Origin of the sequence: Planomonospora parontospora (assembly GCA_014647935.1) — a bacterium.
In the GTDB taxonomy this organism is placed as follows: domain Bacteria; phylum Actinomycetota; class Actinomycetes; order Streptosporangiales; family Streptosporangiaceae; genus Planomonospora; species Planomonospora parontospora.
In genome coordinates, this window is the sequence record BMQD01000006.1 from 112,826 (window position 1) to 138,915 (window position 26,090).

Below are 26,090 nucleotides of genomic sequence, written 5' to 3' on the forward strand. Positions count from 1 at the left end.
CCGGTCGTTTCCAAACGAAACAAGAATGACACCGAATCAGGGACAAGTCATTAGATTCTGATATCCGCACGCATTTTCATGACTCCACCTCCGGCGGCACGGCCCAGACCCGCGGAACACCGACCGGGACGGCGGCTCACCGGCCCTCGCCGTGAGGGCCCGCGCGCATCCGGCCATGCGGCCCCGCTCCGGTCGGCGCCACCGGTCTCAGCGCTGGAAGGACACGCCCAGGTCGATGCCCTCCATCGCCTTGCGGATGCGCTTGTCGGAGATGGAGTACGGCGTGCCGAGGGACTGCGCGAAGTAGCTGACCCGGAGCTCCTCGATCATCCAGCGGATCCTGCGGACCTCCTCGTCCCCGCGTCTGGCGGGCGGGAGCTTCTCCACCAGGTCGTGGTAGTCGTCCTCGACGTCGTGGACCTGGTGCATCCGCTGCTCGTCGCGGTACGGATCCTCCGGGAGCTTGTCCAGGCGCCGCTCCGCCGCCTTCAGGTAGCGGAGCAGGTCGGGCAGCCGGCCGTACCCGGTGTCGGTGACGAAGCCGGGGTAGACGAGGTTCGCCACCTGGTCGCGGACGTCCTCCACCGCGGGGGTGGAGCGGGCCTCGGCCAGGCGGCCGGAGACGGCGTGCCAGACCGCCAGGATGCCCTCCACCCGGGAGACCACCTCGGCGGTGGTGTCGAACAGGTCGGCCCTGACCTTGTCCCGCAGGGCGGCGAACGCCGCCTCGTCCCAGACCGGCCCGCCGTGCTCGGCCATCAGCTTGTCGGCGGCGCAGGCGATGCAGTCGTCGAACAGCGCGGTGGCGCCGGCGTGCGGGCTCCGGCTCAGCGTCAGCTTGGCCTGGTTGCCCAGGCGGCCGAGGACCCACTTGGCCGGGGAGGGGATGCCGAGCAGCAGCAGCCTGCGGGTGCCCTCCCACATGGCCCGGCGCTGCTCCGCCTCGGTCTCGAACATGCGCACGGCCACGCTGGAGCCCTCGTCGGCCAGCGCCGGGTAGGCCTTCATCCTGCGCTGCTCGAAGGTCTTCGGCAGCTCGCCGAGGCTCCAGTCGGTCAGGCCCGTGCGCTCCATGCCCGCGGCCTTGGACAGGGTCTGGCGGAGCTTGGGGGCCAGTCTCCGCTTGAGCTCGGCCAGGTCCTTGCTCTCGGCGAGCTTGTGCTTGCGGCCGTCGAGCACCCGGAAGGTGATCTTCAGATGGTCGGGGACCTGGTCGAGCTGCCAGGCCTCGCGCGGGACCTGGATCCCGGTGAGCCGCAGCAGCTCCCGCTCCAGCACCGCCAGCAGGGGCTCCTGGGTGGGCTCGGCCCGCTGCAGGACCTGCCTGGCGTAGTTGGGGGCGGGCACGAAGTTGCGCCGGATGTTCTTCGGCAGGGAGCGGATCAGCGCGGTGAGGAGCTCCTCGCGCAGGCCGGGGATCTGCCAGTCGAAGCCCTCGACGTTGACCTGGTTGAGCAGGGAGAGCGGGATGTGGGCGGTGACGCCGTCGGCGTCGGCGCCGGGCTCGAACTGGTACGTCAGCGGGAAGCGCAGGCCGCCCTGGCGCCAGACGTCGGGGTAGTCGCGCTGGCTGACGTCCCCGGCGGTCTCGCTGATCAGCATCGACTTCTCGAAGTTGAGCAGGTCGGGATCGGTCTGCCGGGTCTTCTTCCACCAGGAGTCGAAGTGGCGGCCGGAGACGACCTCCTGCCCGACGCGCCGGTCGTAGAAGTCGAAGAGGGTCTCGTCGTCCACCAGGATGTCGCGGCGGCGGGCCCGCTCCTCCAGCTCGCCGACCTCCTCCAGGAGCCTGCGGTTCTCGGCGAAGAAGGCGTGGTGGGTCTCCCAGTCGCCCTCGACCAGGGCGTGCCGGATGAACAGCTCGCGGCTCAGCTCGGGGTCGATGCGGCCGTAGTTGACCTTGCGCTGCGCCACGATCGGCACGCCGTACAGGGTGACCTTCTCGTAGGCGATGACGGCGGCCTGCTTCTTCTCCCAGTGCGGCTCGGAGTAGGTGCGCTTGATCAGGTGCTGCGCCAGCGGCTCGACCCACTCGGGCTCGATCTTGGCGTTGACCCGGGCCCAGAGCCGGGAGGTCTCCACCAGCTCGGCGGACATCACCCACAGCGGCTGCTTCTTGGCCAGCGCGGAGCCGGGGAAGATCGCGAAGCGGGCGTTGCGCGCGCCGATGTACTCGGTCATGGGACGGCGCTGGCCCTCTTGCGGGCCCTTCTTGTCGATGTCCTTGACGCCGACGTGGGAGAGCAGGCCGGACAGCAGCGAAACGTGGATCTTCTGCTCGTCGCCGGGGGTGCTGTTCAGCGTGACGCCGAGGGACTTCGACATCTGGCGGAGCTGGCTGTAGACGTCCTGCCACTCGCGCACCCGCAGGTAGTTGAGGAACTCGGCCCGGCACAGCCGCCGGAACGCGCTGGAGGACAGCTCCTGCTGCTTCTCCTGGAGGTGGTTCCACAGGTTCAGGTAGGAGACGAAGTCCGACTCCTTGTCGGCGAAGCGGCGGTGCATCTCGTCGGCGGCCTGCTGCTTGTCCGCCGGGCGCTCGCGCGGGTCCTGGATGGACAGCGCCGCGGCGATGACCATGACCTCGCGGGCGCAGCCGTTGTGGTCGGCCTCCAGGACCATCCGGGCCAGCCGCGGGTCCACCGGGAGCCCGGCGAGCTTGCGGCCGAGCGGGGTGATCCGCTTGGCGGCGTCGAACGCGCCGAGCTCCACCAGCAGGTCGAAGCCGTCCTTGACCTGGCGCTGGTCCGGCGGCTCGACGAACGGGAAGGCCGCGATGTCACCCAGGCCGATGGAGGTCATCTGCAGGATGACCGAGGCGAGGTTGGTCCGCAGGATCTCCGGGTCGGTGAACTCCGGGCGGGCCAGGAAGTCCTCCTCCTCGTACAGCCGGATGCAGACGCCCTCGGAGACGCGGCCGCAGCGGCCCTTGCGCTGGTTGGCCGAGGCCTGGGAGATCGCCTCGATGGGCAGGCGCTGGACCTTTGTCCGGTGGCTGTAGCGGGAGATGCGGGCGAAGCCGGTGTCCACGACGTACTTGATGCCGGGGACGGTCAGCGAGGTCTCGGCCACGTTGGTGGCCAGCACCACCCGGCGGCCGGTGTGCCTGGCGAACACCTTGTGCTGCTCGGCCGCCGAGAGGCGGGCGTACAGCGGCAGGACCTCGATGTCCCTGCGTTTGGACAGGGCGTCGGCGGTGTCCCGGATCTCCCGCTCGCCGCTGAGGAAGACCAGGACGTCGCCGGGCCCCTCCCGGCAGAGCTCGTCCACCGCGTCGCCGATCGCCTGGATCTGGTCGTCGTCCTCGCCCACCGGGCGGTAGCGGACCTCGACGGGGTAGGTCCGGCCGGAGACCTCCACGATCGGCGCGTCGCCGAAGTGCCGGGAGAAGCGCTCCGGGTCGATGGTCGCCGAGGTGATGATCACCTTCAGGTCGGGGCGCCGGGGCAGGAGCTGCTTGAGGTAGCCCAGGATGAAGTCGATGTTGAGGCTGCGCTCGTGCGCCTCGTCGATGATCAGCGTGTCGTACTGGGCGAGGTCGCGGTCGCCCTGCAGCTCCGCCAGGAGGATGCCGTCCGTCATCACCTTGACGAGCGTGCCCTCGCCCACCTGGTCGGTGAAGCGCACCTTGTAGCCCACCGCCTCGCCGAGGGAGCCGCCGAGCTCCTCGGCGACGCGCTCGGCCACGGTCCTGGCGGCGATCCGGCGGGGCTGGGTGTGCCCGATCAGGCCCTTGACGCCCCGGCCCAGCTCCAGGCAGATCTTCGGCAGCTGGGTGGTCTTGCCCGACCCCGTCTCACCGGCGACGATCACCACCTGGTGGTCTCGGATCGCCTCCAGGATGTCGTCCCGGCGGCGGCTGACCGGCAGCGCCTCCGGGTAGGTCACCGCGGGCACGCCGGCCCGCCGCTCGGCGATCCGGCGCTCGGCCCGCTCGATGTCGGCGCCGATCTCCGCGGCGATCTTCTGCTGCGCGGCGCGGTTGCGCACCCGGCGGGCGCCGTCGAGCCGGCGGCCCAGCCGCCGCTGGTCGCGGAGCGTCAGCTCGGGCAGGCGCGCGTGGAGGTCGGCGAGCGGCGAGGTCAAAGGAGGCGTTCCCATACTGCAGATCAGGATACTTTCAGCCCGTACGTCAGGAGCCAACCGCCCATGGTGCCTGACCTGTTCCCGGGGCGCATCCCAATATCGCCGGCGCCGTGCCGGAGGGGGCGGGTTCCGGGGCGGTTCAGGCGGTGCGGGCCGCTCCGGGGATCGGAGCGCCGGACGGGCTCCGGAGACGCGGAAGGCCCCGCCGCCTCTCGGGGAGGCGGCGGGGCCGCGTTCCGGCGCCGGTGCGGGCCGGTCCCGGGAGGGCCCCGCCTCGCGGCGGGGCCCCGGATCAGGTGACTACTGGATGGGCGGGTAGGCGTTCTTCAGCAGCTCGCGGAACTGGGCGGAGAACCACTGGCCGGAGATGGGGGCGTCCGGCAGGGCACCGCTCATGTTGTGCTGGTTGCGGTCGTTGCCCTCGTAGGTCGGGTCGCACATCCGGTCGAAGCCCTTGCCTTCGTTGTTCGGGATCTCCTTGCTGGAGCCGTCGGACTCGCCCGGGGGCTTGATCCAGACGTAGGCGTCGATGCCGGCGGCGGGGTTGGCCTGCGGCCGCTCACCGAGGCCCGCACCGCTCTGGTTGCACCAGTTGCCGGCGTGGATCCGGCGGTCGACGCGGGACTCGTTGACGAAGGTGTCCACGTTGGTCGAGGTGCTGACCTTGGTGGGCCTGGCCGAGCCGCCCCAGCCGTTGCGGGAGGTGTCGATGATCATGCCGATGTCGGACTTGAAGCCCCTGCGGACGAGCTCCTGCCGGAAGGCCTGGGCGAAGGACAGCTCGTCGGCGTAGAAGTTCCAGTCGAGCCACTTGGACTGGCGGACCGTCTGGCCGTTGTTGATGGTGGTGCTGGCGGAGAAGAACGGCTCCTTCAGCGCCGAGTAGTTGGCGGTGTTGGTGATGAAGCCGTCGACGCTCTCGAAGCCCTTGGCGGTGCCGGCGACGGTGGTGGCGAACAGCTCGGCGGAGGGGCCGAAGTTCGTGTCCCAGCCCAGCCAGCCGTGGTGGCCGGCGTCGACGTAGGTGTAGACGTTCGGGATGGCGTGCAGCTTGTCCAGGGCGTAGCGGACGCCGTTGACGTAGGCGCCGCTGTCCTTGGCCTCCTGGCACTTGGCCAGGTTGAGGTTGGTGACCAGGTTCGGCAGCGAGTCGATCTCGATGACGGTCACGATCCGCAGCGCGGCGTACTTCGGATCGTCCATGATGTCGGCGATCGGGTCGATGTACTCGGTCTTGTAGCGGTTGAGGCCGTTCTCGGCGACCTTCAGCTCACCGTTGGAGGCCAGCGCCGAGCAGTCGCGGTTGGGCAGGTTGTAGATGACGACCTGGATCGTCAGCGGCTTGCTGCCGTTGGCGGCGTCCTGCTTGAGGGCCTCCTCCAGGTGGGCGCGGAGGCCCATCGCGGAGGAGCTGCCCTCGATGGCCGCGATGCGGTCCAGCCACACGCCGGTCGAGATGTTCGCCACGGCGTCGCCGCCCGGCTCGGCGGCGGCCTTGGCCGACCAGTCCGGGTTCACGTAGCCGGTGGCCCCGTCGTAGGGGTTGTCGACGTGCTCGCCGACCGGCGGCGTGTCGCCGTCGTTGTCCTCCTCGGTCGCGGTGACCGAGGCGCCGGTGTGGCCGGTGGCGGCGGCCGCGATGGTGGCGGTGCCGTTCGCCTCGTCGGAGTCCTCGGCCGCGGAGACCGTCACGTTCTGCGCCGTGTTCCAGTTGGCGCTGGTGAAGGTCAGCGTGGAGGGCGCGATGGTGACGTCGGAGTCACCGGTCTTGGTCAGGTTGACCGTGACGTTGCCGGACGGCGCCTGGCTGAGCCTGAACCCGACGGTCTTGCTGCCGCCCTCGGGCACGCTCACCGAGGTGGCGGAGGCGACGATCGACGGGTTGCCGCCGCCGGCCACGGTGAACGGGACCTCGGCGCTCTCCTTGCTCAAGACCGGGGAGCCGTTGTCGTAGGCCACCGCCTTGGCGGTGTGGGACCCGGCGGCCAGCCCGGTGGCGGAGTAGGAGTAGGGGGCGCTGGTGTCGCTGTTGACCAGCGCGCCGTCGACGTAGAACTCGACCTTGCTGACCGCGCCGTCGTCGGAGGCCGTCGCGGCGAGCGGCACGGCCGCTCCGGCGGCGTGCGAGGAGCCGCTCGCCGGGCTGGTCAGGCTGACGGTCGGGGCCTGGTTGCCGGGCGCGCCGCCGCAGGCGGTCCCGTTGACGGTGAAGTCGGTCGGCTTGGGGTTGGAGCCGCTCCACGAGCCGTTGAAGCCGATGCTGGTGGAGGCGCCGGTGGCGAGCTTGCCGTTCCAGTCCATGCTCTTGGCGGTGACCTTGGTCCCGTCCTGAGCCCAGGTGGCCGACCACCCCTGCACGAGTTTCTGACCGCCGGTGAAGCTGAAGCCGAGGGTCCAGCCGTCCAGGGCGTCACCGAGGTTCTTCAGGTTCACGCTGGCGGTGAAACCGCCCTGCCAGTCGTTGGACGTGTAGGTGACGTCGCAGGCGACGGCCGCGTGGGCCGTCGCCGCCTGGCCGGTGGCCAGGCCGGCGGCTGCGACCAGCAGTGCCGCCGTCGTCGCAGCCCGGTTCCGCCAGGCGTGGCGGCGCGGATGATCTCTCATGAGTGTCATCTCCAGACGAGGGGTGGGAGCGCTCCCATAGTCCGGATGTTTCCTGGATGTGTACAGCATGTTGCCTGCCGGAGGCGGTCGCGCGAAGTCCTCCCCTCGGCTGACCTCAGCGAATGCCGTTCGGGTTCGATGAAAGTTTCAGGTGCGGCCCGTCCGCGTCCGTCCGGGGCGGGCGGTCGCCCCACTGCGGGTACGGCCGACCCGCCCCGGGCGGCTCCGGAACGCGCGGGCCGCCCGGAGCACCGTCCGCGCGCCCCGTCCCGGGCGGCTCCGGGACGTGCGGGCCGTACTCCGGGCGGGACGGCCGCCGGGACGGAAAGTCCTCCAGCCGGTACCACCCCGCGAAATCCCCGTGGACGACGAACCGGCGCGGCTCCCCGCCGTGGCCCACGAGCCTGATCGCTGGGTACGGCGGGCCGCCCCGGCCCCCTCCGCCCCGCCTCCCTCCGCCGCGGGCCGCGACCGGCTTCCGGCTCCACCGGGCGGAGGTCACCCCGAAGACCACCACGGTCCCGTCCTGCCGGGTCACCGCCACCGTGTCACTCCGCCTGACCGAGGGCAGCCGGGCGAACACCGCGGGCCCGCCCCCGCCGCCGAGGTGCCCGGAGACGACCGCCCGCCCGGGCTCCCCCGGTGCGGGTCCCCCGCGCTCCCAGCGGGCCGGTCCGGCCCGCCACAGGGGCGGCGCGCCGGGCGGGCCGTCCGGCAGCAGGCCGCTCTCGACGAGCTGCGCGTCCACCCCCGCGCGCGGCACCGCGATCGCCACCGGCTCGGATCTGCGGGGCGTCCCGGGCAGCGGGGCCGGCCATCCCCTCCGCCGCGGTCCGGATCGCGCCCCCGCCGCGGCGGCCGGCGGTCCGCCCGGCGCCACCACGGGGAAGGAGGGGGCCGGGCCGGGGCCCGCCTCCCGCAGCCCCCGCTCCCTGCAGCCCGCGGCCGCCAGCAGGATCCCCAGCACCACCGCCCAGGCCGGTACGGTCGAACGACTCTGCGCACCCGTCGGCCGTGTCACGTCTTTCCCGTTCCCGCCGCATACGATCTTGCTGACTCCGGCTACATACCCGGAGCGGCAGATCGCGCCCGCCAAGCGGGATCAAAATCCGGGCGGCCTTTTCCCCCGCGGGACCGGGCGACCCCCCACGTCAGGCCGCCCGGTCCCGTGCGGGAGGGGCCTACCGGCCCCTCTCCGGCGCCCGCCGCGGGCACGCGTCACAGGTGCCCGCCGCGGGCATCCAACGCAGGGCGCCCGTCACAGGCACGCGGCGCGGACGCCCGTCACAGGTGCCCTCGCAGGCGGGCACGCGTCAAAGGTGCGTCACAGGTGCGCGGCGGCCATGGCGGCGCCGACGATGCCCGCCTCGTTGCGCAGCGCCGCCGGGACCACCCGGGTCCGCACGCTCACCTTGGGCAGGAACTTCTCGGACTTCTTGCTCACCCCGCCGCCGATGACGATCAGCGAGGGGGAGAACAGCATCTCGACGTGGCGGAGGTACTCCTCGACCCGCTCGGCCCACTCGTCCCAGCTCAGGTCGTGCCGCTCCCGGGCGCTGTCGGAGGCCCTCCGCTCGGCGTCCTTGCCGCGGATCTCCAGGTGGCCCAGCTCGGTGTTGGGCACCAGGCGGCCGTCGACGAACAGTGCGCTGCCGATGCCGGTGCCGAAGGTCAGCATCAGCACGACCCCGGACTCGCCCTTGGCCGCGCCGATCTCCACCTCGGCGAGCCCGGCCGCGTCGGCGTCGTTGAGCACCGTCACCGGCCGCCCGGCCGCCGCGGAGAACAGCCCGCACGCGTCCGCCCCGACCCACCCGGGGTCCACGTTGGCGGCCGTCATGGTGGTCCCGTTCAGCACCACGCCGGGGAAGGTGACCCCGATCGGCCCGGTCCAGTCGAAGTGCCGGACGATCCGCCCGACCACCTCGGTGACCGCCTCGGGCCCGGCGGGGTCGGGGGTGGGGATCCGCAACCGCTCCTCGGTCAGCTCCCCCTTCTCCAGGTCCACCGGGGCTCCCTTGATCCCCGACCCGCCGATGTCGATTCCCAGTGCTCGCATGGCATCCTCCTCGATCCGCCCCTACCCGTGACCGGCGACGGCAAAATTCCCGTGACGGCCGGGCTTCCCGCCGTCCCTCAGGCGAGCTGGGCCCCCTGGAGCCCGGCGTAGACGCCGCGCAGCCTCATCAGCTCCTCGTGGGTGCCGATCTCCTCGATGCGCCCGTCGCGCATGACCACGATCCGGTCGGCGCCCCTGACGGTCGAGAGGCGGTGGGCGACGACGAACACCGTGCGGCCGGCCACCAGCCGGGCCAGCGCCTCCTGCACGAGCGCCTCGGAGCGGGTGTCCAGGGCGGAGGTCGCCTCGTCCAGGATCAGCACGCGCGGGTCCCGGATGAGGGCGCGGGCGATGGCCAGGCGCTGCTTCTGCCCGCCCGACAGGCGGGCGCCGCGCTCCCCCACCACCGTGTCGAGCCCGCCGGGCAGGCGGTCGATGAACTCCAGGGCGTTGGCGTCCCGCAGCGCCTGCCGCACCCGCTCCTCGGAGACGCCGGACAGGCCGTAGGTGACGTTCTCCCGGATGCTCCCCTCGAACAGGATGGACTCCTGCGGCACCACCGACAGGAACCTGCGGTAGCTGCGCAGGTCGATCTCCTCCATGTCGCGGCCGTCGAGCAGGATCCGCCCGGAGGTGGGCCGCAGGTAGCCGATGACGAGGCTGAGCACGGTGGACTTGCCCGCACCGGACGGCCCGACCAGCGCGATCGTCTCACCGGGGGCGACCTTCAGCGTGAAGCCGTCGACGGCCGGCGCCTCGGCGGTCCCGTCCGCCCCGTCTCCGTCGCCGCGCCCGCCGTAGGCGAAGCCGACGTCGCGGAACTCCACCTCGCCGCGGACGGAGTCCACCGCGGCCTTGCCGGAGTTGTGCTCCAGGTCGGGCGCCTGGAGCACCTCGCCCACCGAGCGCACGGACGCCAGGCCCCTGCTGATCACCGGGGTCAGGCTGAGCAGCGCGGTGACCGCCGAGGTCAGGGTGGCGAAGAAGGTGCTCAGCATGAACACGTCCCCCGCCGTGATCGGGATGACCCCGTAGTAGGCGACCAGCGCGGACCCCGCCAGCACGGCGGCGCCGAGCGCGTTGAGCAGGATCCAGGCCAGCGCGCCGAAGCTGCCGTTGAGCAGGTCGAGCCGGAGACCCTTGCGCAGCACCCTGGTCAGGGTGCCGTCGACCCGGTGCAGGGCGTCCTGCTCCAGGCCGTGCGCACGGGTGATCGGGATCAGCGTGGTCATCTCGCTGACCCGGGCCGACAGGCTCTCCACCTCGCGGCGGAAGCTCTCGTTGTCGTCGCGCAGGCGGGTGCGGAGCTTCATCACCAGGAACGCGGCGGCGGGCACGACCAGCAGGAAGACCGGGAGGGCGGCGGGCACCTGGAAGGCGATCACCACCAGGCCGCCGGCCAGCATGGTCAGCGCCGACAGGCCCATGTCGCTCGCCTGCTGGGTGGCCTGTTCGATGCTCTCGACGTCCCGGATGACCTTGGTCTGCAGCACGGCGGCGCTGACCCGGGAGTGGTAGCCGATGGACAGCTGCTGCATCCGGCGGCAGAGCGCAGAGCGCAGGTCCGTGCCCACCCGCCGGATCGCGCCGTGCAGGCAGCGCACGTAGAGCAGGTGCAGCGGGTAGTTCAGCAGCAGCAGGGTCAGCAGCACCGCCGTGTTGGCCCACAGCTGGGCGATCGGGCGCTGGTAGACCACCACGTTCACGATGTTCGCGGTGATCAGCGGCAGGATCCAGGTCGGGCTGTGCTTGACCAGGAAGGCGAGGACCGCGACGGCCAGCTTGAGCCGGTCCTCCTTGAAGAGGTAGGCGAGTGTGCGGACGGGGTGTTCGCCCCGGTAGCGATGATCGAGAGCGCCGACCACAAATCCCCCAAATCAGGATAGATCTCTGGCCCTATCCTCCCCTGCCCCGATTCCCTCCGGAGGCCCGCCCCCGCTCCCCGCGCCCTGCTCCCCGCCCCCCGCTCACGACCCTTCCGGTGCACCGCCGGCGCCCGGACGGCACTCCGGCGCCGCACGACCGGCACTCGGACGCTGCACGACCGGCACTCAGACGGTGTACGGCCGAGCGGCCCGCGCCTCCCGCAGTGCCGTTCCCCACCACATGAGCTGGTCCAGCAGGACCTTCGCGGCGCCGTCGACGCCCGCCCGGTCGAGCGGCTCGCCGCGCTCGTCGAACCGGGTCTCCACCCGGTGGAAGCTCACCGTGTCGCGCAGGGTGACCACATGGAGCTCGGCCAGGACGAGGCGGAGCTGCTCCACCGCGCGCAGGCCGCCGGACTGCCCGCCGTACGAGACGAACGCGGCGGGCTTGGCGGCCCACTCCCGGCGGACCGCGTCGATCGCCAGCTTCAGGACGGCCGGGTAGGCGTGGTTGTGCTCCGGCGTGATCATCACGAAGCCGTCGGCGGCGCCGATGCGGGCGGCCAGTTCGCGGGCCTCCCGCGTCCCGGCTCCGGCGCGTGGGGCCGAGGGCGCCGGCAGCGGCGTCCGGCCGAGGTCCACGACGTCCGGCCGCAGGTCGTCCCGGAGCCCGGTCTGACCGAGGAACCACCGGAGCACGTTTGCTCCGGACCGGCTCTCCGGGTCGGCGGCGTTGATCACTGCGATGTCGAGCATGGCGTCTCCCGGCGTCAGGGCGTTCCTGCGGAACAGCCTGCAACCTCGACCTCGGTAGAGGTCAACCCGGGCGTCCGCCGGGGGCGGTCACCGCTCGGCGACCTTCCCGGAATCGACGTGGAGGTGGCGGGTGGTGTGCACGGCATCGAGCATCCGGCGGTCGTGGGTGACCAGCAGGAGCGTGCCGGGATAGGAGGCCAGCGCCGACTCCAGCTGTTCGATGGCGGGCAGGTCGAGGTGGTTGGTCGGCTCGTCGAGGACGAGCAGGTTCACCCCGCGGGCCTGGAGCAGCGCGAGCGCGGCCCGGGTCCGCTCCCCCGGCGACAGCGTGGCGGCCGGGCGGAGCACGTGGTCGGCGCGCAGGCCGTACTTGGCGAGCAGCGTCCGCGCCTCGGCCGGCGCCATGTTCCCCGAGGCGCCCCCGGCGGCCGCGCCGAAGGCGTCCAGCAGCGGCTCGTCCCCGAGGAAGAGGCCGCGCGCCTGGTCCACCTCGCCGACGACCACGCCCGGGCCGAGGGAGGAGTGGCCCTCCTCCAGGGGGAGGCGGCCGAGCAGCGCGGCGAGCAGCGTGGACTTGCCCGAGCCGTTGACGCCCGTGATCGCCACCCGCTCGGCCCAGCCGATCTGGAGGTCCACCGGGCCGAGGGTGAACGCGCCGCGCCGCGCGACGGCGCCGCGCAGGGTCGCGACGACCGCCCCGGCCCGGGGCGCCACCGCGATCTCCATCCGCAGCTCCCACTCCTTGCGGGGCTCCTCGACCACCTCCAGCCGCTCGATCAGCCGCTCGGTCTGGCGGGCCTTGGCAGCCTGCTTCTCGGTCGTCTCGACGCGGGCGTTGCGGCCGATCTTGTCGTTGTCGCTCATCTTCCGCCGCGCGTTCTTGACGCCCTTCTCCATCCAGTTGCGCTGGGTCAGAGCGCGGGCCTTGAGCTCGGAGACGGTATCGGCGTACTCCTCGTACTGCTCGCGGGCGTGCCGCCGGGCGACCTCGCGCTCGGCGAGATAGGCCTCGTAGCCGCCGCCGTAGGCGCGCACCCGCCGCTGGGCGAGGTCGAGCTCGACGATCCGGTTGGCGGTCCTGGCCAGGAACTCGCGGTCGTGGCTGACCAGGACCGTCCCGGCCCGCAGCCCGGTGACGAAGCGCTCCAACCGCTCCAGGCCGTCCAGGTCGAGGTCGTTGGTGGGCTCGTCGAGCAGGAAGACGTCGTAGCGGCTGAGCAGCAGGGAGGCCATGCCCGCCCGGGCGGCCTGGCCGCCGGACAGGGCCGTCATCGGCCGGTCGAGCTCCACCGCCAGACCGAGCTCGGCGACGACCGCCTCGGCCCGCTCCTCCAGGTCCGCGCCGCCCAGGGCCAGCCACCGCTCCAGGGCCGCGGCGTACTCGTCGTCGGCCCCGGGGCGGCTCTCGACCAGGCCCTCGGTGGCGGCGTCGAGCGCGCGCTGGGCGCCGGCCACCCCGGTCCGCCTGGCCAGGAAGGCCGCGACCGTCTCGCCCGCCCGGCGCTCGCGCTCCTGGGGCAGGTAGCCGACCGTCGCCGTGGGCGGGCTGAGCCGTACCGAGCCCTCCTCGGGCGGGAGCAGGCCCGCCAGGATGCGCATCAGGGTGGACTTTCCGGCTCCGTTCGCCCCGACCAGCCCGACGACGTCGCCGGGGGCGACGACCAGGTCGAGGCCGGAGAAGAGGGCGCGGTCCCCGTGCCCGGCGGCGAGGTCCTTGACGACGATGGTGGCGCTCATGGGGGAACGCTATCCGCCTCCCGGGCGTCGGCCGAATCGATTTCCGGGGGATCGGCAAGCCGTATTTCCGGCAAATCAGACACTTTCCGGATTTTTTAGAGAAAGATGGGGTCTCATCGGAAAAGGCGATCGACCTGCGATCTCGCGGCCGAATCGTGACCGGAACGAGATCTGATGATCTGTTTCCCCGGAGTCCCACGCCCCTCCCCTCCCGGAGCACGCGTGTTAACGGGGGTGGAGGCGATCACCCGAGCGTCGCCTCCGAAGCAACGGGGAAAGGAACGCATCTTGTTCAGGAAGATCACTGCTGGTGCCCTGGCGACGGCCGTGGGCGCCTCCGTGCTCATGACCGTCGGAGCCGGTACGGCCTCCGCGACGGCGGCCGACCTCAGCGTGAACATCAGCGAGGTCAGCCCGAACCCCGTCGTGGTCCGGGGTGACCGGGACGTGCAGGTCACCATCGAGGTCCGCACGACCGAGGCGGAGAAGGTCGAGCTCCGGCTCAAGCCGGACACCGACGCTCCGCACGCCCTCAAGGCGAAGGAGCCCAAGCTCGTCCGCGAGGGTGAGTTGTGGCGCTTCGTCACCACCTTCGACAAGTCCGACCACCGCGGCCGCTGGGTCGCGGTCGCCGACGCCTACGGCAAGGACGGCAAGAAGCTGACCGACACGGCCGGCTTCACCGTCAAGTACGTCGAGCGCCGCTGGCGGAAGGCCGACACCCGCCTGGCCGGTTTCGACGCCGGTCCCGAGCCGGTCCGCAAGGGCCGCTCGGTCTACTTCTCGGGCCGCCTGGAGGCCCGCGACGGCTGGAAGTGGCGCGGCGTGCGCCACGAGGAGGTGGAGATCTACTTCCGCGCCAACGGCTCCAGCGCCTGGAAGTACGTGACCTCCGCCGACACCCGCTGGGACGGCCGGTTCAGCGCCAAGACCCGGGCGGTCCGCAGCGGTGAGTTCCGCGCCGTCTTCGACGGCGACCGCAGGCTGGACGACAGCTCCAGCCGCCCGGACTGGGTGAAGGTCAAGAGCTGGCACCACCGGTAGGCGGCGGGCCGGTGCCGGTCCCGGATCCCGGTGAGGGGACCGGGATCCGGACCGGACCACTGCGGAACCGGATTCCCGTGCAAGGGGCCGGCGACAGGTTCCACTGAACGGTGACCGGTTCCGACGAACCGTGAGAGGGCCCGGGGCGACCCGGGCCCTCTCCGCGTCTCCCGGCGCTTATCCGCGCCTCTCCGTGTCTCCTGGCGCTTCTCCGCGCTCCAGGGGCGTCTCTCGACTATTTCCGGCGTTTCCCGGCGCTTCCCGGCGTCTCCTGCCGTCCCCGGTCCCGCCGCCCGGGTTGACGCACTCCCCCGCGGGCAGTGGAGCGGGCACATGCCGCAGAGGGGAGAGCGACACCATGACGACCGGTGACTTCTACGACTACCGCGAGCTGCTCGACGAGGACGAGAAGGAGGTCGTGCAGCGGGTCCGGGACTTCATGGTCGAGCAGGTCGCGCCGATCGCCGACGAGGCCTGGACCGACGCCCGGTTCCCGCACCATCTGATCCCCGGGTTCGCCAAGCTGGACGTCGCGGGCCTGCCGTACCGGGGGGCCCGGAGCCTGCTGACCGGATTCGTGGTGCTGGAGATGAACCGGGTGGACCCGTCGATGGGGACGTTCTTCGGCGTGCACAACGGGCTGGCGATGGGGAGCATCGACCGGCTGGGCTCGGAGGAGCAACGGGAGCGGTGGCTGCCGCCGATGGCCGCGATGGAGAAGATCGGCGCCTTCGCCCTGACCGAGCCCGACGGCGGCTCCGACGTGGCCGCGGGGCTGCGCACGACCGCCCGGCGCGAGGGCGACACCTGGGTGCTCAACGGCGCCAAGCGGTGGATCGGCAACGCGACCTTCGCCGACCTGGTGGTGGTGTGGGCCAAGGACGAGGCCGACGGCCAGGTCAAGGGCTTCGTGGTGGAGAAGGGCACCCCCGGCTTCGCCGCCACCCGGATCGAGAACAAGATCGCTCTACGGACGGTGCAGAACGCCGACATCGCCCTGACCAACTGCCTGGTCCCGGAGACGAACCGGCTGCAGGGCGCGAACGGTTTCCGCGACACCGCCGCCATCCTCCGCCAGACCCGGGGCGGCGTCGCCTGGCAGGCGGTGGGCTGCATGATGGGCGCCTACGAGACGGCGCTGGCCTACGCCAGGGAACGCGAGCAGTTCGGCCGGCCGATCGCCGGCTTCCAGCTCGTGCAGGACCTGCTGGTGCGCATGCTCGGCAACGTCACCTGCTCGCTCGGCATGGTGGTACGGCTGGCGCAGCTCCAGGATGCGGGCGTCTACAAGGACGAGCACTCGGCGATGGCCAAGGCCTTCTGCACGGCCCGGATGCGCGAGGCGGTGGGCTGGGGCCGCGAGATCATGGGCGGCAACGGGATCGTCCTCGACTACGGCATGGGCCGGTTCGTGGCGGACTCGGAGGCGATCTACTCCTACGAGGGGACGCGGGAGATCAACAGCCTGATCGTGGGCCGCGCGATCACCGGGACCGGGGCCTTCGTCTGACCGGCGGCGGGCGCGCGGACGGCGGCCCCGGTCCCGGTGATCGCGGGGGCCGCCGAAGCACGGGACCGCCGGACGCACGGACGGCCGGGACGCACGGACGGCCGGGACGCACGGACGGCCGGGGTGGGCGGACACACGGGGTGGGCGGACACGGACGGGCCGGACGGGATCAGGCCCGTCCGGCCCGTGCGCTCAGGAGGACGGCGAGCTCAGGAGGACGGCCCCATGTCCTCCGGCTCGGGCGCCCGGGACTCGTCCTCGCTGTCCTCTCCGGGCGGGGAGGGTTCGACCGGGTCCGCCGGGATGGGCCGGTCCGGGAAGTCGGTGTCGGCTCCCGAGCGGGCCGCGACGGTCCGGCTCTCGCCCACCGCCGCGTCCGGCGCGGTGGGCGGCGCGTCTTCTCCCTCCGGCGGCGGACCGCCGTCCGCGTCCGGCTGCGGGGGCTCCGTGGAGGGGTTCTCGGCGGGATCGTGTTCGTCGTTCATAGCGGCCCTCTCCCCCGCGAAGGGGACATCATGCCCTCCGGCCCCTCTGGAGCACCGGGCCGTCAGGCCCGCCGGGGATCCCGGGCGCTCGGGGCCTCCGGGTCACCGGACCGGCCGGGAGCCTCACTCGGGTACGGCCTCGTGCCCCGGACGGCCGCGCGTGCGGCGGCGCTCCTTCATCTCCGCCTCGTAGAGGTGGCGGCGGCCCCCCGCCAGCTCGTTCCTGATCCGCTCCTCCAGGTCGCGGAAGCAGCGGTGGTAGCCGTCGTCGTAGTCCTCGACGATCTGGAAGGTCCACCGGCCCTCGATCACGTTGCGTCCGACGAGCTCGGCGGAGACCTCGTCGGCCTGCCGGTCGTGCCCGGCGGCGCGCAGCAGCTCCACCGCCTCGTCGAGCATCAGGTCGGCGTGGCCGGTGAGCTGGTGGAAGGTGTAGAGGTGCCCGCGGGCCCGCTCGGTCGTCTCCAGTGCCTCGGACAGCTTGCCCAGCGCCTCGACGGTGGCGTCGTCCAGCCCTTCGGGCCTGCGGTGCGCGGAATCGGGACGGTCGTCGCTCACGTCGCTCATGGAGGCGCCGTTACCCCCGGCGGCCGGAGGTATGCCCCGGCGCGCCGGGGATCCCGCACCCGGGCCGGCGCTGTCCTCCGCCCGCCCGGAGCGATCGCACGGCGATCGGACGGTGGTCGGGCGGACGGACGACGCCGGCCGGCGGGTCAGCGCGAGGTGGCCTCGATGAGCTTGCGGCGCTGCTGGGCGCCGAGCCCGCCCAGGCGGCGGGCCTCGTCCACGTCGGCCTGCGCCATCAGCTGGGCCGCCTTCACGGTGCCCACCCCGGGCAGCGCGCGCAGCGCCTGGGACACCTTGATGCGCTTGGCGATCTCGTCGTCCCGGTCGAGCAGCTGCTTGAAGGTGACCGTCCCGGACTTGACGTCGGCCAGCAGCTTGGCGCGGGCCGCCCGGGTCTCGGCGGCCTTGGCGAGGGCGGCCTGGCGCTGTTCGGGGGTGAGGGTGGGGAGAGCCACGTTTTTCTCCTTCATCGTCTGGGTTTGAACATTCTGCTACCCACGACGATCAGGGTATTCATCCTTCTTTTCCCGGCAAGCACCCCGCCCCCCACCGCCGCGGCGAGGGCCAGGGCGCCCAACGCGGTCGGACGCCACGGCCAGGCGGGTCCGGCCAGCTCCAGATGGCCCACCGGATACTCGGTGAACTTGGCCGTCGCGCGAGCCGTGGCCAGGTCGGCGCGGGCCGCCAGATCCCGCAGCACACCGTCGAACCCGGACTCCCCGGCGGCCCTGTCCCGGTGCGGCAGCACCACCTCCAGGCCGCGCCCGGCCGCCCAGGCGGTCAGCGCCGGACCGGCCTCGCCCGCGTGCCGGGCACCCGGTACGACCAGCCGGTCCACCGGGGCGGCCCCCGGTCCGGCGGGCTCGGCGAGCAGGAGCACGCCGTGCCGGGTCCTGACCACCGGCCCGGCGGCGACCGGGACCGTCCGGGCGGCGAAGGACGTGCCGGAGTAGACCTCGAAGGCCGCGGCCACGTCGATCTCGCCGACCCCCTCGGCCAGCCCGACGCCGACGGACGGGCGCCCCCACGGGAAGGCCGCGTTGAGCACGTACGGCAGGTCGGCCGGGGCCGGCCTGCTGACCGGGATCTCCGGCGGGCCGCCCGCCGACCAGCCGGGGTAGGCCGCCTCGCGGCCGACCCGCTCGGCCTCCGCGGTCCCGGCCAGCTGCTCGACCAGCCGGAGCGCGCCCACGATGCCCGAGGTCACCCCGGCGGTGGTGGTGACGGGACCGTCCTGGACGTAGCGCAGCCCCCGGACCCAGCGCACCTGGGGGTCGGAACCCCGGAGGGCGTCGATCCGCTGCCAGAACGAGGTCGCGCGGCGTCCGTCGAGCACGCCGGCCGCGGCCAGCAGGTCCGATCCGGCGCACACGCCCAGGATCCGGGCGCCCCGCGCGGCCTGCCGGGCGACCCACTCGCGCAGCGGCGCCTCCCTCTCCCCGCGCGGCTCGGCCACCGCGGGCACCACGACCACGTCCGGCTCGGCGACGGCGCGGGCGTCCACCTCGGCGAAGGTGCGGTCGGGCAGCGTGTGCAGCCCTCCGGAGAGGGCCACCGGCTCCCTGCGGGCCGCGACGGTGTACACCGAGAAACGCTCCGAACGGGCGAACACCTCGTAGGGCGCCAGCGCGTCCCCGACCACCGAACCGGTCGCGCCGAGCACCACGGCGACGACCGTGCGCCCGTCCGGGACCGGCGCCGCCGGGGGCCATCCCGCCGCGGGGACGACCCCCGGCGCGGACGGGAAGCTCTCGCGCATCGTGACCGCCACCCCGGCCGCGCACGCCCCGGCCAGAAGCGCGGCGGCCAGCCCGGTGCCGAGCAGCACCCGGGGCGCCCTGCGGGCCAGGGCGCGGAGCGGAGTGCGGAGACGCGACGGAAGGGGCGATGGGGGCACGGAGATCTCCTGAACGGAAGGCGGGGCAGAGGCCAGAGGCCGCGGATGAGGTCAGCGGACGTCGGGGAGCGCGCCCGACGGGCCGGACTCCCGGGAGGCCGAGGGCGGCATGCCGTACCGGGCGGTGAAGAGCCGCCGGAAGTGGCGCACGTCCCGGAAGCCGCAGCGGGCGGACACCGCCTCGACGGTCAGGCCCGTCTCGGCGAGCAGCCGCGCGGCGAGCTCCAGCCGGAGCCGCTGCCGGTACTCCAGCGGGGTGATCCCGACCGTGGCGGTGAAGGCCCGGCTCAGCCCGCGCGGCGACAGGTTCGCCACCGCGGCGAGCTCGGCGAGGGTGTGCGGGACGCCGAGGTGCTGCGCCAGGTGGTCCTGGACCCGGTGGACCGCCGGGTGCAGGTGCGCCCGGTGCTGCAGGAAGGCGCTGACCTGCGGTTCCGTTCCGGACCTGCGCAGGTAGACCACGAGCTGGCGGGCCACGGCCGCCGCGAGCGCCGGCCCGTGGTCGCGCTCGACCAGCGACAGCGCCAGGTCGAGCCCGGTGGAGATGCCCGCACTGGTGCTCACCGGACCGTCGTGGACGTAGAGCACCGCGTCCTGCACCCGGGCGGCCGGGTAGCGCTCGCGCATCGCCTCGATCAGCGACCAGTGGGTGGTGCACCGGCGGCCGTCCAGGAGCCCGGCCTCGCCGAGCGCCGCCGCCCCGCTGCAGACCGAGGCGAGCCGCGCCCCCGCGCGGTGGGCGGCCCGCAGCCAGTCCACCGCCTCCGCGGGGACCAGCGGCCGTCCGGGCCCCGGCTCCCGCAGGCGGTGCCCCGGCACCAGCACCAGGTCCTGCGGCCCGACCTCGGCCAGCGGCCCCAGCCCGGCGAACCTCAGCCCCTGCGCCGACTCCACCTCCGGCGCCTGCGCGACGTACTCCACCCGGTACGGCGCGCCCAGGTGGGCCGCCGCGTCGAACACCTGGACCGGCCCGCCCAGATCGAGCAGGTTCACCTCCGGCAGCACCAGGACGACCACCCGGCCGCCGCGCGTCACGTCGCTCACGGTCTCCACGCTAGGCCCGTCCGGCCCCGCCGCGGCAGGGCCGGACGGGCCCGGCACCGGACGGATCAGGCACCCGGGTGTACGGCGGGACGTCTCGGGTAGTGGACATTCCACTACAGAAAGCATCGAGGTGGTCACAGATGGCACTGGTCAGCCGAGACGACGTCCGCGAGCTGCTGGACTCCCCCGATCCCGGCGCGACGCTGGTCCTGGTCGAGGGCAGGTGTGCGGTCCTGCCGGAGGAACGGGCCGAGGGGCTCGTGATCGCCAGCCGGCGCGACCTGGAGCCCGAGCTCGCCGGAGCCGGACGGAGCGATCAGGATCTCGACCGGCTGGCGGGCCGGCTGGACGGCGTCGCCCGCGATCTCGGCGCGTGAGCGGCCCCGGAGAGGCCGCACACGCAGATCGGCTGCAGGACGCCTGAGTCCGGCCGGAACCGGCTGAGACCGACCGGGATCAGCCGAGACCGGCCGAGACCGGCCGGAACCGGCTGAAGGCCGCGGGGAACTTCCTGGATCACGGAATCGGGGGTGCACGGTGCCTGGCTTCGACGCGTCCGCCTACGGACGCAGGATCGCCGACGTCTACGACGACGTCACCGCGGACCTGCCCACGGAGCTCGCGGTGGACCGCCTCCACGAGCTCGCCGAGGGCGGGCGCGTGCTGGAGTTCGGCATCGGCACCGGCCGGCTGGCGCTGCCGCTGACCGCGCGGGGCGTGCCCGTCGCCGGCGTCGAGGCATCCGCGGAGATGCTCGAGGTGCTGCGGGCCAAGCCCGGAGGCGACCGCATCCCGGTGACCGTGGGCGACTTCTCGACCGCGCGGGTCGACGGCGCGTTCAGCCTGGTCGTGCTGGCCTTCAACACGCTCTTCGCCCTCCCCTCGCAGGACGCCCAGGTCGCCTGCTTCCGCAACGCCGCCGCGCACCTGCGGCCCGGCGGCCGGTTCGTGGTCGAGGCGTGGGTGCCGGACCTGGGAGCGTTCCACGACCGCTCGGCGGTCCGGCTGCTCTCCCTCACCGAGGACCGGATCATGGTGGAGGCCGCGCGGCTGTTCCCGGCCGACCAGACGATGCGCACCACCAAGATCAGTCTGGCCTCCGGAGAGGTGCGGCTCCTGCCCGCCAACCACCGCTACGCCTGGCCCGCCGAGCTCGACCTGATGGCCCGCATGGCCGGGATGGAGCGCGAGCACCGCTGGTCCGACTGGTCCGGCGCGGCGTTCGCCGACGACAGCCCGGCCCACGTGTCGGTCTACCACCTCTGACCTGCCATGGCCCGCCTCTGACGATCCTCGACCGTTCGGAAACCGATCATCCCTCCCCCCTTCCTCTGGAGTCCGCGATGCAGTTGCCCCTGCCCCGAGGTCCGATCACCGCCCGGCTCTTCGACGCGCTGGCGGACCCGCCGCACGCCTTCGACCTCCCGCTGCCGCATCCCGCGCGCCCGGTGCTGGAGGACGACGACCTCCAGCTGGCCCTCTTCGCCTGCTACGAGCTGCACTACCGGGGCTTCGACGGGGTGGACGACCGCTGGGAGTGGAACACCTCGCTGCTGGGCCTGCGGGAGGCGCTGGAGCGGCGGTTCGAGGAGGGGCTGGCCGGGGCGGTTCCCCGCCCGCCCGCCGTACCGCCCGCGCAGCTGCGCCGGGCCATGACCGAGCTGGTGGCCGCCGCCGACGGCGACGGGCCGTCGCTGGCGGCGTTCCTGCAGCACCGGGCCGACCTGGAGCAGTTCAGGGAGTTCGTCGTGCACCGGTCGGTCTACCACCTCAAGGAGGCCGACCCGCACACCTGGGCGATCCCCCGGCTGCACGGCCGGGCCAAGGCCGCCCTGGTGGAGATCCAGTCGGACGAGTACGGCTGCGGGCGCCTGGAGCGGATGCACGCCGAGCTGTTCCGGGCCACCATGCGCGGGCTGGGCCTGGACGACTCCTACGGCGCCCACGTCGACCGGGTCCCGGCGATCACGCTGGCGATCGGCAACACCATGTCGCTGTTCGGTCTCCACCGCAGGCACCGGGGGGCGCTGCTGGGCCACCTGGCGGCGTTCGAGATGACCTCCTCGACGCCCAACCTCAAGTACAGCCGGGGCCTGCGGCGGCTGGGCGGCGACCCGGCGGCCCGCCGCTTCTACGACGAGCACGTGCAGGCCGACGCCGTTCACGAGCAGATCGCCCTGAACGACATGTGCGGCGGTTTCGCCGCCGACCACCCCGCCCTGGCCGGTGACGTCCTGTACGGCGCCGCCTGCGCGCTCACCCTCGACCGGCTCTTCGCCGAGCACGTCATGGAGCGCTGGCAGCACGGGTCCACCTCGCTGCGCGAGGCCGGCCTGGCCGTGGGAGCCCCGTGACCGGCCGCGGAGCCGACGGCCCCGGCACGGGCACGAGCACGGGCGCAGACACCGGCACGGCCGTGGACACGGACACGGGGCTCGACTACGTGCTGCCCCTGCGCTGGGAGGAGGACTCGTGCCTGGACGAGCTGACCGCCTACCTGCGCGGGCTGGCCCGGCACGCGCGGATCATCGTGGTCGACGGCTCCCCCGGCGAGCTGTTCGACCGGCACGCCCGGCGCTGGCGCGGGCTCGCCGTGCACCTGCGGCCCGACGGCGACCTCGGCTTCGCCAACGGCAAGGTCTCCGGGGTCGTCACAGGGCTGCGCCGGGCCACGGCGGAGCACGTGGTCATCGCCGACGACGACGTCCGCTACGACGCGGCGGGGCTGGCCCGGGTCCGCGCGCTGCTGGAGGAGGCCGACCTGGTCCGCCCGCAGAACCACTTCGACCCGCTGCCCTGGCACGCCCGCTGGGACACCGCCCGCACGCTGCTCAACCGGGGTCTGGGCGCCGACTACCCCGGCACGTTCGGGGTGCGCCGCTCCACCTTCGTGCGGATGGGCGGCTACGACGGGAACGTGCTCTTCGAGAACCTGGAGCTCATCCGCACGGTCCGCGCCTGCGGCGGCCGCGAGGCGCGCCCCCTCGGCCTCCATGTCCGCCGGCTGCCTCCCGAGGCGGGGCGGTTCTGGTCCCAGCGGGTACGGCAGGCCTACGACGACCTGGCGCAGCCCGCCCGGATGGCGTTCTTCCTCGCCGTCCTGCCCGGCCTGGCCACCGCGCTGCGGCGCCGCCGCCACCGGGCGGTCCTGGCGGGTGCGGGACTGGCGCTGGGCCTGGCCGAGGCGGGACGGCGGCGCGCCGGGGGCCGACGGGTGTTCCCCTTCAGCGCCTCGCTGTTCGCCCCGGTGTGGATCCTGGAGCGGGCGGTCTGCAGCTGGCTGGCGCTGGCCGCCCGCCTCACGCGCGGCGGCGTCCCCTACGCGGGGCGGAGGCTGCGGGTGGCCGCGCACTCGGTCCGGTGGATCAAGAGGCATCGGCGGCCCGGCACCGACCCCGGCACCGACCCCGACGCGGCTCCGAACCGGGGAACGGGCCGGAGAACGGACCGGGATGATCGTCGCTCACCCGATGCCGGACTCCCCCGGACCGGCGCGGCTCCGGCGGGCACGGTCAGCTCTGCGGGTCGGGTTCGCCTCCGGCCCGGAACCCGGCCGTCTTGTGCGACCCGTCGCAGAACGGCTTGACCGACGACAGCCCGCACCGGCACAGCGCCACCGTCGCCCTGCCCGGGTCCACCGGCCGGCCGTCCTGAGTGAGCAGCGTGAAAGGCCCTCTCAGCAGGAGCGGGCCGTCCTCGCACGTGGTCACTGTGACCGTATAGTCCGTTTCATCACGCATGTTCGGCACAGTGCCCGGCAACGGCGACCCTACTCCTCTCCTCGGGTCCCGCCAGGTCCCCCTGGGGCCCCAGGTCTCCCCCGGTCTCCCCACGCCTCCCCGGGGCCCGCCGGACGTCCTACTCCCCCTCCTCCTCCGGCATCCCGGACCTGGCGGAGGCCTTGCGGTCGTCGGGGATCTGCGCGGGCGGGCCGCCGGGGTCGGTGGCGGTCGGCGCGCCCGGGCCCGCGGAGTCCTCGCGGTCGTCCGGCACCCGGCCCGACCGCTCGTAGCGCTCGGTGAGGTCCGGGGTGTTCTCCGGATCGGTCTCGGTCATGGCTGTCGTCCTCTCTCTCGGGTCCCCGCGGCGTCCCGCGTCCGTTCCGGAGCGCCCGGAGCCCCTCCGGGGCCCCTGGACGCCCCGGGCCTGCGAAGCATCCGGGACGCCGAGGGCGCCGCCGGGCTCCGGCCGTACGGGGAGGCGGAGCGTCTCGCCGCGGGCGACGTAGCGCACGCGGCCGGCCAGGCCCGCCCGCTCGACGTGGCGGCGGAAGTCGTCGAGCGGGGAGGTGAAGGCCTCGTAGTCGTCGTAGTGCACCGGCATGACGGCGTCCGGGTCGATCAGGCCGAGCCAGTCGGCCCCCTGCCTGCCGTCCATGGTCACCATCAGCATGCCGAGGATCTTCGTCCCGCCCAGGTGCACGATGGCCAGGTCGATGCCGGGGTAGCGCCGCGGGATCTCCGCCAGCTCCGGGACCAGGAGGGTGTCGCCGCTGATGTGCACCCGCAGGTCCACCCGGCCGTCCGTGCCGAACTCCAGCATGCTGCCCATGACCGGGGGCAGCAGCGCCTGCGCCGGGCCGGGCGCGTGGCGGCCCGGCAGCGCGGTGATCCTCAGCGTGCGCCCGCCCCGGCGCAGCTCGTGGCCGCTCCAGGTGTCCAGTCCCACGGCCCCGTGGAAGCCCTGCGGGCGCAGGCGCCGGGCGGCCTGCGGGGTGGTCACGACGGGCACGTCCCGGTCCAGGCCCCGGCGGGCCACCCGGTCCCAGTGGTCGCCGTGCAGGTGCGAGAGCACCACGGCGTCCAGCGCCGGGAGCTCGCCGACCTCGATCGCCGGGTCGGTGCGCCGCCGGGAGGTCAGACCGTAGCCGAGATAGGCCCGCTGCCCCCGGCGCAGGAAGTTCGGATCGGTCAGCAGCGTGAAACCGCCGTAGCGGATCAGGGTGGTGGCGTTGCCCACGAAGAACACGCCGTCGTCCGCCGGATCGCTCATCGGCCCCCCTTCACGGATCCGTGCCGGGCCCTCTACCTACCCGGGCGGGCCCGGCCCTCACCTCGCCGTGCGGGCCGCCGCCCGGAGGCGGGACCTGCACGGCGGAACCGGAGGACGGGGGTACGGCCCGCCGCACCGCCCGGACGAGCGGGGGCGGGCGGGATCAGCGGCCGGAGGACGAGCCGTTGGCGGTGAGCACGGGCTCGGGCACCTCGATGGCGGGGAAGGTCCCGGTGTCGACCCCGCCGTGCTCGCTCTGCGCCGCCTCGATCAGCGCGTGCGCGCGGGGCTCCAGCTTCCACAGGGCCCGGCACTCGCGGGCGGTGGCCAGCGGCATGCCGGTCTCGTGGGCGATGTCGGACGCCCGGGGCACGAACCTCCGCTCGATCTGCTTGTCCCAGTACTCCCGCGCCGCCCGCATCAGGGCCGCGCGCTGGGCCGGGTCGGCGGTCTGCGGGGCGGCGTCCACCATCTCGGCGTCGTCGTCATCGTCGTCGACGAGCACGGTGGCCCGCGGCCCGGGGGCGGGCAGCGCCGGGGAGGCCGGCTCGGGGGCCCACGGCACGGGCGGGGACAGGTCGATCAGCGCGGAGGTGTTGTAGAGGGCGCCGATCTGCGACAGCAGCGCCTCCTGGCGCGCCTCGTCGACCGCCAGGCCGGTGTGCTCCACCGCCCGGTCCATCTCCCGGTCCAGCTTGGCGAGGGCCGCCCGCATCTTCCGGTCGGAGGCCCCGGCCTCGCGGAGCGCACGGGCCTTCTTGGCGGCCAGCGCGACCCGGGTCAGCCTCCGGTGGGCGTCCACCTCGCTGGCCGTACGGTCGCTGACCTCCGCCAGCCCGATGCGGACCAGCATGCGCTCGGGGGTGAGCCGCCAGTGGATCCGGGAGCGCCCGCTGATGCGGTGCCGCTCGATCGCCATGCCGCGCTCCCACAGCCACGCGGCGACCAGCGGGGCGGCGAGTCGGAACACGGCCTCTGCGGCGCTGCGCGCGTCCATGCTGGACAGCACCGCGGTCAGGCAGGTGAGCGCCCACACGGCGACGCCGTCGATCCCCGCGGAGAAGTTCTCCCGCATGTTGCGGCGGGCCCGCACGGCGCTGGTGATGACCGCGACCTCAATGAACGCGAACAGCAGCAGCCGCAGCGGGCCGTCGAAGCCCAGCACGTCGCCGGAGAAGCGCCACATGCCCTGGGCGGACACCCCGGTGGCGATGCTGGCGGCGACGATGGTCAGCACGTCCTCCACCGGGCGGGGGGCGACGTAGCGCTGGAAGAGGCGGGTCGCGACCCGGGAGACGGCGCGGACGACGAAGTAGCCCAGGGTCAGGACGATCAGGGCGGCCACGCAGATGACGGCCGTCGCGAGGGGGCGCTCGGACACGAAGGCGGTTATTTGATCAATGAGGGGCATCGGTCACGATCCGTGAGTATCGCTGTCCTATGG

At 73.3% G+C, this 26,090-nt stretch carries 21 protein-coding genes; 6 read left to right on the top strand and 15 right to left on the bottom strand.

From position 1 onward, the window contains the following. Positions 1 to 207: 207 nt before the first annotated feature. The 7 genes from hrpA to IEZ07_RS11570 all read right to left on the bottom strand — a co-directional run bounded on the left by hrpA (position 208) and on the right by IEZ07_RS11570 (position 13,107). Positions 208 to 4,101: an ATP-dependent RNA helicase HrpA gene (gene hrpA, locus IEZ07_RS11540; RefSeq protein WP_191894753.1), complete on the bottom strand. Its 3,894-nt coding sequence runs from the start codon at positions 4,099 to 4,101 to the stop codon at positions 208 to 210. A gap of 285 nt (positions 4,102 to 4,386) precedes the next feature. Next, positions 4,387 to 6,690, bottom strand: a complete 2,304-nt coding sequence (locus IEZ07_RS11545; RefSeq protein ID WP_191894754.1) for a glycoside hydrolase family 6 protein — start codon at positions 6,688 to 6,690, stop codon at positions 4,387 to 4,389. A 115-nt stretch (positions 6,691 to 6,805) separates the two neighbouring features. Beyond that, the gene (locus IEZ07_RS11550; protein WP_191894755.1) at positions 6,806 to 7,711 is read right to left on the bottom strand and encodes a sortase domain-containing protein; all 906 of its coding nucleotides are present in this window, start codon (positions 7,709 to 7,711) and stop codon (positions 6,806 to 6,808) included. A 303-nt stretch (positions 7,712 to 8,014) separates the two neighbouring features. Continuing rightward, positions 8,015 to 8,749 (bottom strand): polyphosphate--glucose phosphotransferase, encoded by a 735-nt coding sequence (ppgK, locus tag IEZ07_RS11555; RefSeq protein WP_191894756.1) that lies wholly within the window; start codon positions 8,747 to 8,749, stop codon positions 8,015 to 8,017. A gap of 77 nt (positions 8,750 to 8,826) precedes the next feature. After that, the gene (locus IEZ07_RS11560) at positions 8,827 to 10,614 is read right to left on the bottom strand and encodes an ABC transporter ATP-binding protein (protein ID WP_191894757.1); all 1,788 of its coding nucleotides are present in this window, start codon (positions 10,612 to 10,614) and stop codon (positions 8,827 to 8,829) included. A gap of 186 nt (positions 10,615 to 10,800) precedes the next feature. Next, on the bottom strand, positions 10,801 to 11,370 hold the full coding sequence (locus tag IEZ07_RS11565; protein WP_191894758.1) for an NADPH-dependent FMN reductase: 570 nt from the start codon (positions 11,368 to 11,370) through the stop codon (positions 10,801 to 10,803). Positions 11,371 to 11,457: 87 nt separating this feature from the next. Continuing rightward, positions 11,458 to 13,107, bottom strand: coding sequence for an ABC-F family ATP-binding cassette domain-containing protein (locus tag IEZ07_RS11570; RefSeq protein WP_191894759.1), 1,650 nt, complete (start codon positions 13,105 to 13,107; stop codon positions 11,458 to 11,460). A gap of 288 nt (positions 13,108 to 13,395) precedes the next feature. Between IEZ07_RS11570 and IEZ07_RS11575 the strand changes: the two genes are divergently transcribed. Both IEZ07_RS11575 and IEZ07_RS11580 read left to right on the top strand, forming a co-directional pair. Further along, a complete protein-coding gene (locus tag IEZ07_RS11575) occupies positions 13,396 to 14,151 on the top strand; it encodes a hypothetical protein (RefSeq protein WP_191894760.1) in 756 nt (251 codons plus the stop codon). A 358-nt stretch (positions 14,152 to 14,509) separates the two neighbouring features. Beyond that, positions 14,510 to 15,661: an acyl-CoA dehydrogenase family protein gene (locus tag IEZ07_RS11580; protein WP_191894761.1), complete on the top strand. Its 1,152-nt coding sequence runs from the start codon at positions 14,510 to 14,512 to the stop codon at positions 15,659 to 15,661. A 209-nt stretch (positions 15,662 to 15,870) separates the two neighbouring features. Here IEZ07_RS11580 and IEZ07_RS11585 read toward each other — a convergent pair whose 3' ends face one another. The 5 genes from IEZ07_RS11585 to IEZ07_RS11605 form a co-directional block, all read right to left on the bottom strand. Then, on the bottom strand, positions 15,871 to 16,146 hold the full coding sequence (locus IEZ07_RS11585) for a hypothetical protein (RefSeq protein WP_191894762.1): 276 nt from the start codon (positions 16,144 to 16,146) through the stop codon (positions 15,871 to 15,873). A gap of 123 nt (positions 16,147 to 16,269) precedes the next feature. Beyond that, positions 16,270 to 16,713 (bottom strand): hypothetical protein, encoded by a 444-nt coding sequence (locus tag IEZ07_RS11590; RefSeq protein ID WP_068898550.1) that lies wholly within the window; start codon positions 16,711 to 16,713, stop codon positions 16,270 to 16,272. A gap of 146 nt (positions 16,714 to 16,859) precedes the next feature. Continuing rightward, complete coding sequence (mihF, locus tag IEZ07_RS11595; RefSeq protein ID WP_068898552.1) at positions 16,860 to 17,168, bottom strand: integration host factor, actinobacterial type; 309 nt, start codon at positions 17,166 to 17,168, stop codon at positions 16,860 to 16,862. Positions 17,169 to 17,179: 11 nt separating this feature from the next. Then, positions 17,180 to 18,610 carry a DJ-1/PfpI family protein gene (locus tag IEZ07_RS11600; RefSeq protein ID WP_191894763.1) on the bottom strand — a complete coding sequence of 477 codons (1,431 nt, stop codon included), beginning with the start codon at positions 18,608 to 18,610 and terminating at the stop codon, positions 17,180 to 17,182. 51 nt (positions 18,611 to 18,661) lie between these two features. Continuing rightward, positions 18,662 to 19,654 carry a GlxA family transcriptional regulator gene (locus tag IEZ07_RS11605; RefSeq protein ID WP_239319825.1) on the bottom strand — a complete coding sequence of 331 codons (993 nt, stop codon included), beginning with the start codon at positions 19,652 to 19,654 and terminating at the stop codon, positions 18,662 to 18,664. Between the two features lie 140 nt (positions 19,655 to 19,794). On the opposite strand from IEZ07_RS11605, the gene IEZ07_RS11610 reads away from it, so the two are divergent. The 4 genes from IEZ07_RS11610 to IEZ07_RS11625 all read left to right on the top strand — a co-directional run bounded on the left by IEZ07_RS11610 (position 19,795) and on the right by IEZ07_RS11625 (position 23,240). After that, positions 19,795 to 20,031, top strand: a complete 237-nt coding sequence (locus tag IEZ07_RS11610; RefSeq protein ID WP_191894764.1) for a hypothetical protein — start codon at positions 19,795 to 19,797, stop codon at positions 20,029 to 20,031. A 160-nt stretch (positions 20,032 to 20,191) separates the two neighbouring features. Then, positions 20,192 to 20,920, top strand: a complete 729-nt coding sequence (locus IEZ07_RS11615) for a class I SAM-dependent DNA methyltransferase (RefSeq protein ID WP_191894765.1) — start codon at positions 20,192 to 20,194, stop codon at positions 20,918 to 20,920. Positions 20,921 to 20,997: 77 nt separating this feature from the next. Beyond that, entirely contained in the window at positions 20,998 to 22,008 is a 1,011-nt protein-coding gene (locus IEZ07_RS11620) for an iron-containing redox enzyme family protein (protein ID WP_068898561.1), read from the top strand. Between the two features lie 62 nt (positions 22,009 to 22,070). After that, positions 22,071 to 23,240, top strand: a complete 1,170-nt coding sequence (locus tag IEZ07_RS11625; protein WP_239319822.1) for a glycosyltransferase family 2 protein — start codon at positions 22,071 to 22,073, stop codon at positions 23,238 to 23,240. On the opposite strand, the gene IEZ07_RS11630 is transcribed toward IEZ07_RS11625, so the two are convergent. From IEZ07_RS11630 to IEZ07_RS11640, 3 genes are all read right to left on the bottom strand, one after another. After that, a complete protein-coding gene (locus IEZ07_RS11630; protein WP_189237426.1) occupies positions 23,167 to 23,394 on the bottom strand; it encodes a CDGSH iron-sulfur domain-containing protein in 228 nt (75 codons plus the stop codon). The genes IEZ07_RS11625 and IEZ07_RS11630 overlap by 74 nt on opposite strands. Positions 23,395 to 23,512: 118 nt before the next feature. Further along, a complete protein-coding gene (locus IEZ07_RS11635) occupies positions 23,513 to 24,646 on the bottom strand; it encodes an MBL fold metallo-hydrolase (protein WP_191894766.1) in 1,134 nt (377 codons plus the stop codon). Between the two features lie 163 nt (positions 24,647 to 24,809). Further along, the gene (locus IEZ07_RS11640) at positions 24,810 to 26,027 is read right to left on the bottom strand and encodes a hypothetical protein (RefSeq protein ID WP_239319819.1); all 1,218 of its coding nucleotides are present in this window, start codon (positions 26,025 to 26,027) and stop codon (positions 24,810 to 24,812) included. Positions 26,028 to 26,090 lie beyond the last annotated feature (63 nt).

What these genes read in the sequence shown, in the direction of transcription:
- hrpA (WP_191894753.1), bottom strand. Translation starts at nt 4,101, where the DNA reads ATGGGAACGCCTCCTTTGACCTCGCCGCTCGCCGACCTCCACGCGCGC.
- IEZ07_RS11545 (WP_191894754.1), bottom strand. Translation starts at nt 6,690, where the DNA reads ATGAGAGATCATCCGCGCCGCCACGCCTGGCGGAACCGGGCTGCGACG.
- ppgK (WP_191894756.1), bottom strand. Translation starts at nt 8,749, where the DNA reads ATGCGAGCACTGGGAATCGACATCGGCGGGTCGGGGATCAAGGGAGCC.
- IEZ07_RS11565 (WP_191894758.1), bottom strand. Translation starts at nt 11,370, where the DNA reads ATGCTCGACATCGCAGTGATCAACGCCGCCGACCCGGAGAGCCGGTCC.
- IEZ07_RS11570 (WP_191894759.1), bottom strand. Translation starts at nt 13,107, where the DNA reads ATGAGCGCCACCATCGTCGTCAAGGACCTCGCCGCCGGGCACGGGGAC.
- IEZ07_RS11580 (WP_191894761.1), top strand. Translation starts at nt 14,510, where the DNA reads ATGACGACCGGTGACTTCTACGACTACCGCGAGCTGCTCGACGAGGAC.
- IEZ07_RS11585 (WP_191894762.1), bottom strand. Translation starts at nt 16,146, where the DNA reads ATGAACGACGAACACGATCCCGCCGAGAACCCCTCCACGGAGCCCCCG.
- IEZ07_RS11590 (WP_068898550.1), bottom strand. Translation starts at nt 16,713, where the DNA reads ATGAGCGACGTGAGCGACGACCGTCCCGATTCCGCGCACCGCAGGCCC.
- IEZ07_RS11610 (WP_191894764.1), top strand. Translation starts at nt 19,795, where the DNA reads ATGGCACTGGTCAGCCGAGACGACGTCCGCGAGCTGCTGGACTCCCCC.
- IEZ07_RS11620 (WP_068898561.1), top strand. Translation starts at nt 20,998, where the DNA reads ATGCAGTTGCCCCTGCCCCGAGGTCCGATCACCGCCCGGCTCTTCGAC.
- IEZ07_RS11630 (WP_189237426.1), bottom strand. Translation starts at nt 23,394, where the DNA reads ATGCGTGATGAAACGGACTATACGGTCACAGTGACCACGTGCGAGGAC.
- IEZ07_RS11635 (WP_191894766.1), bottom strand. Translation starts at nt 24,646, where the DNA reads ATGAGCGATCCGGCGGACGACGGCGTGTTCTTCGTGGGCAACGCCACC.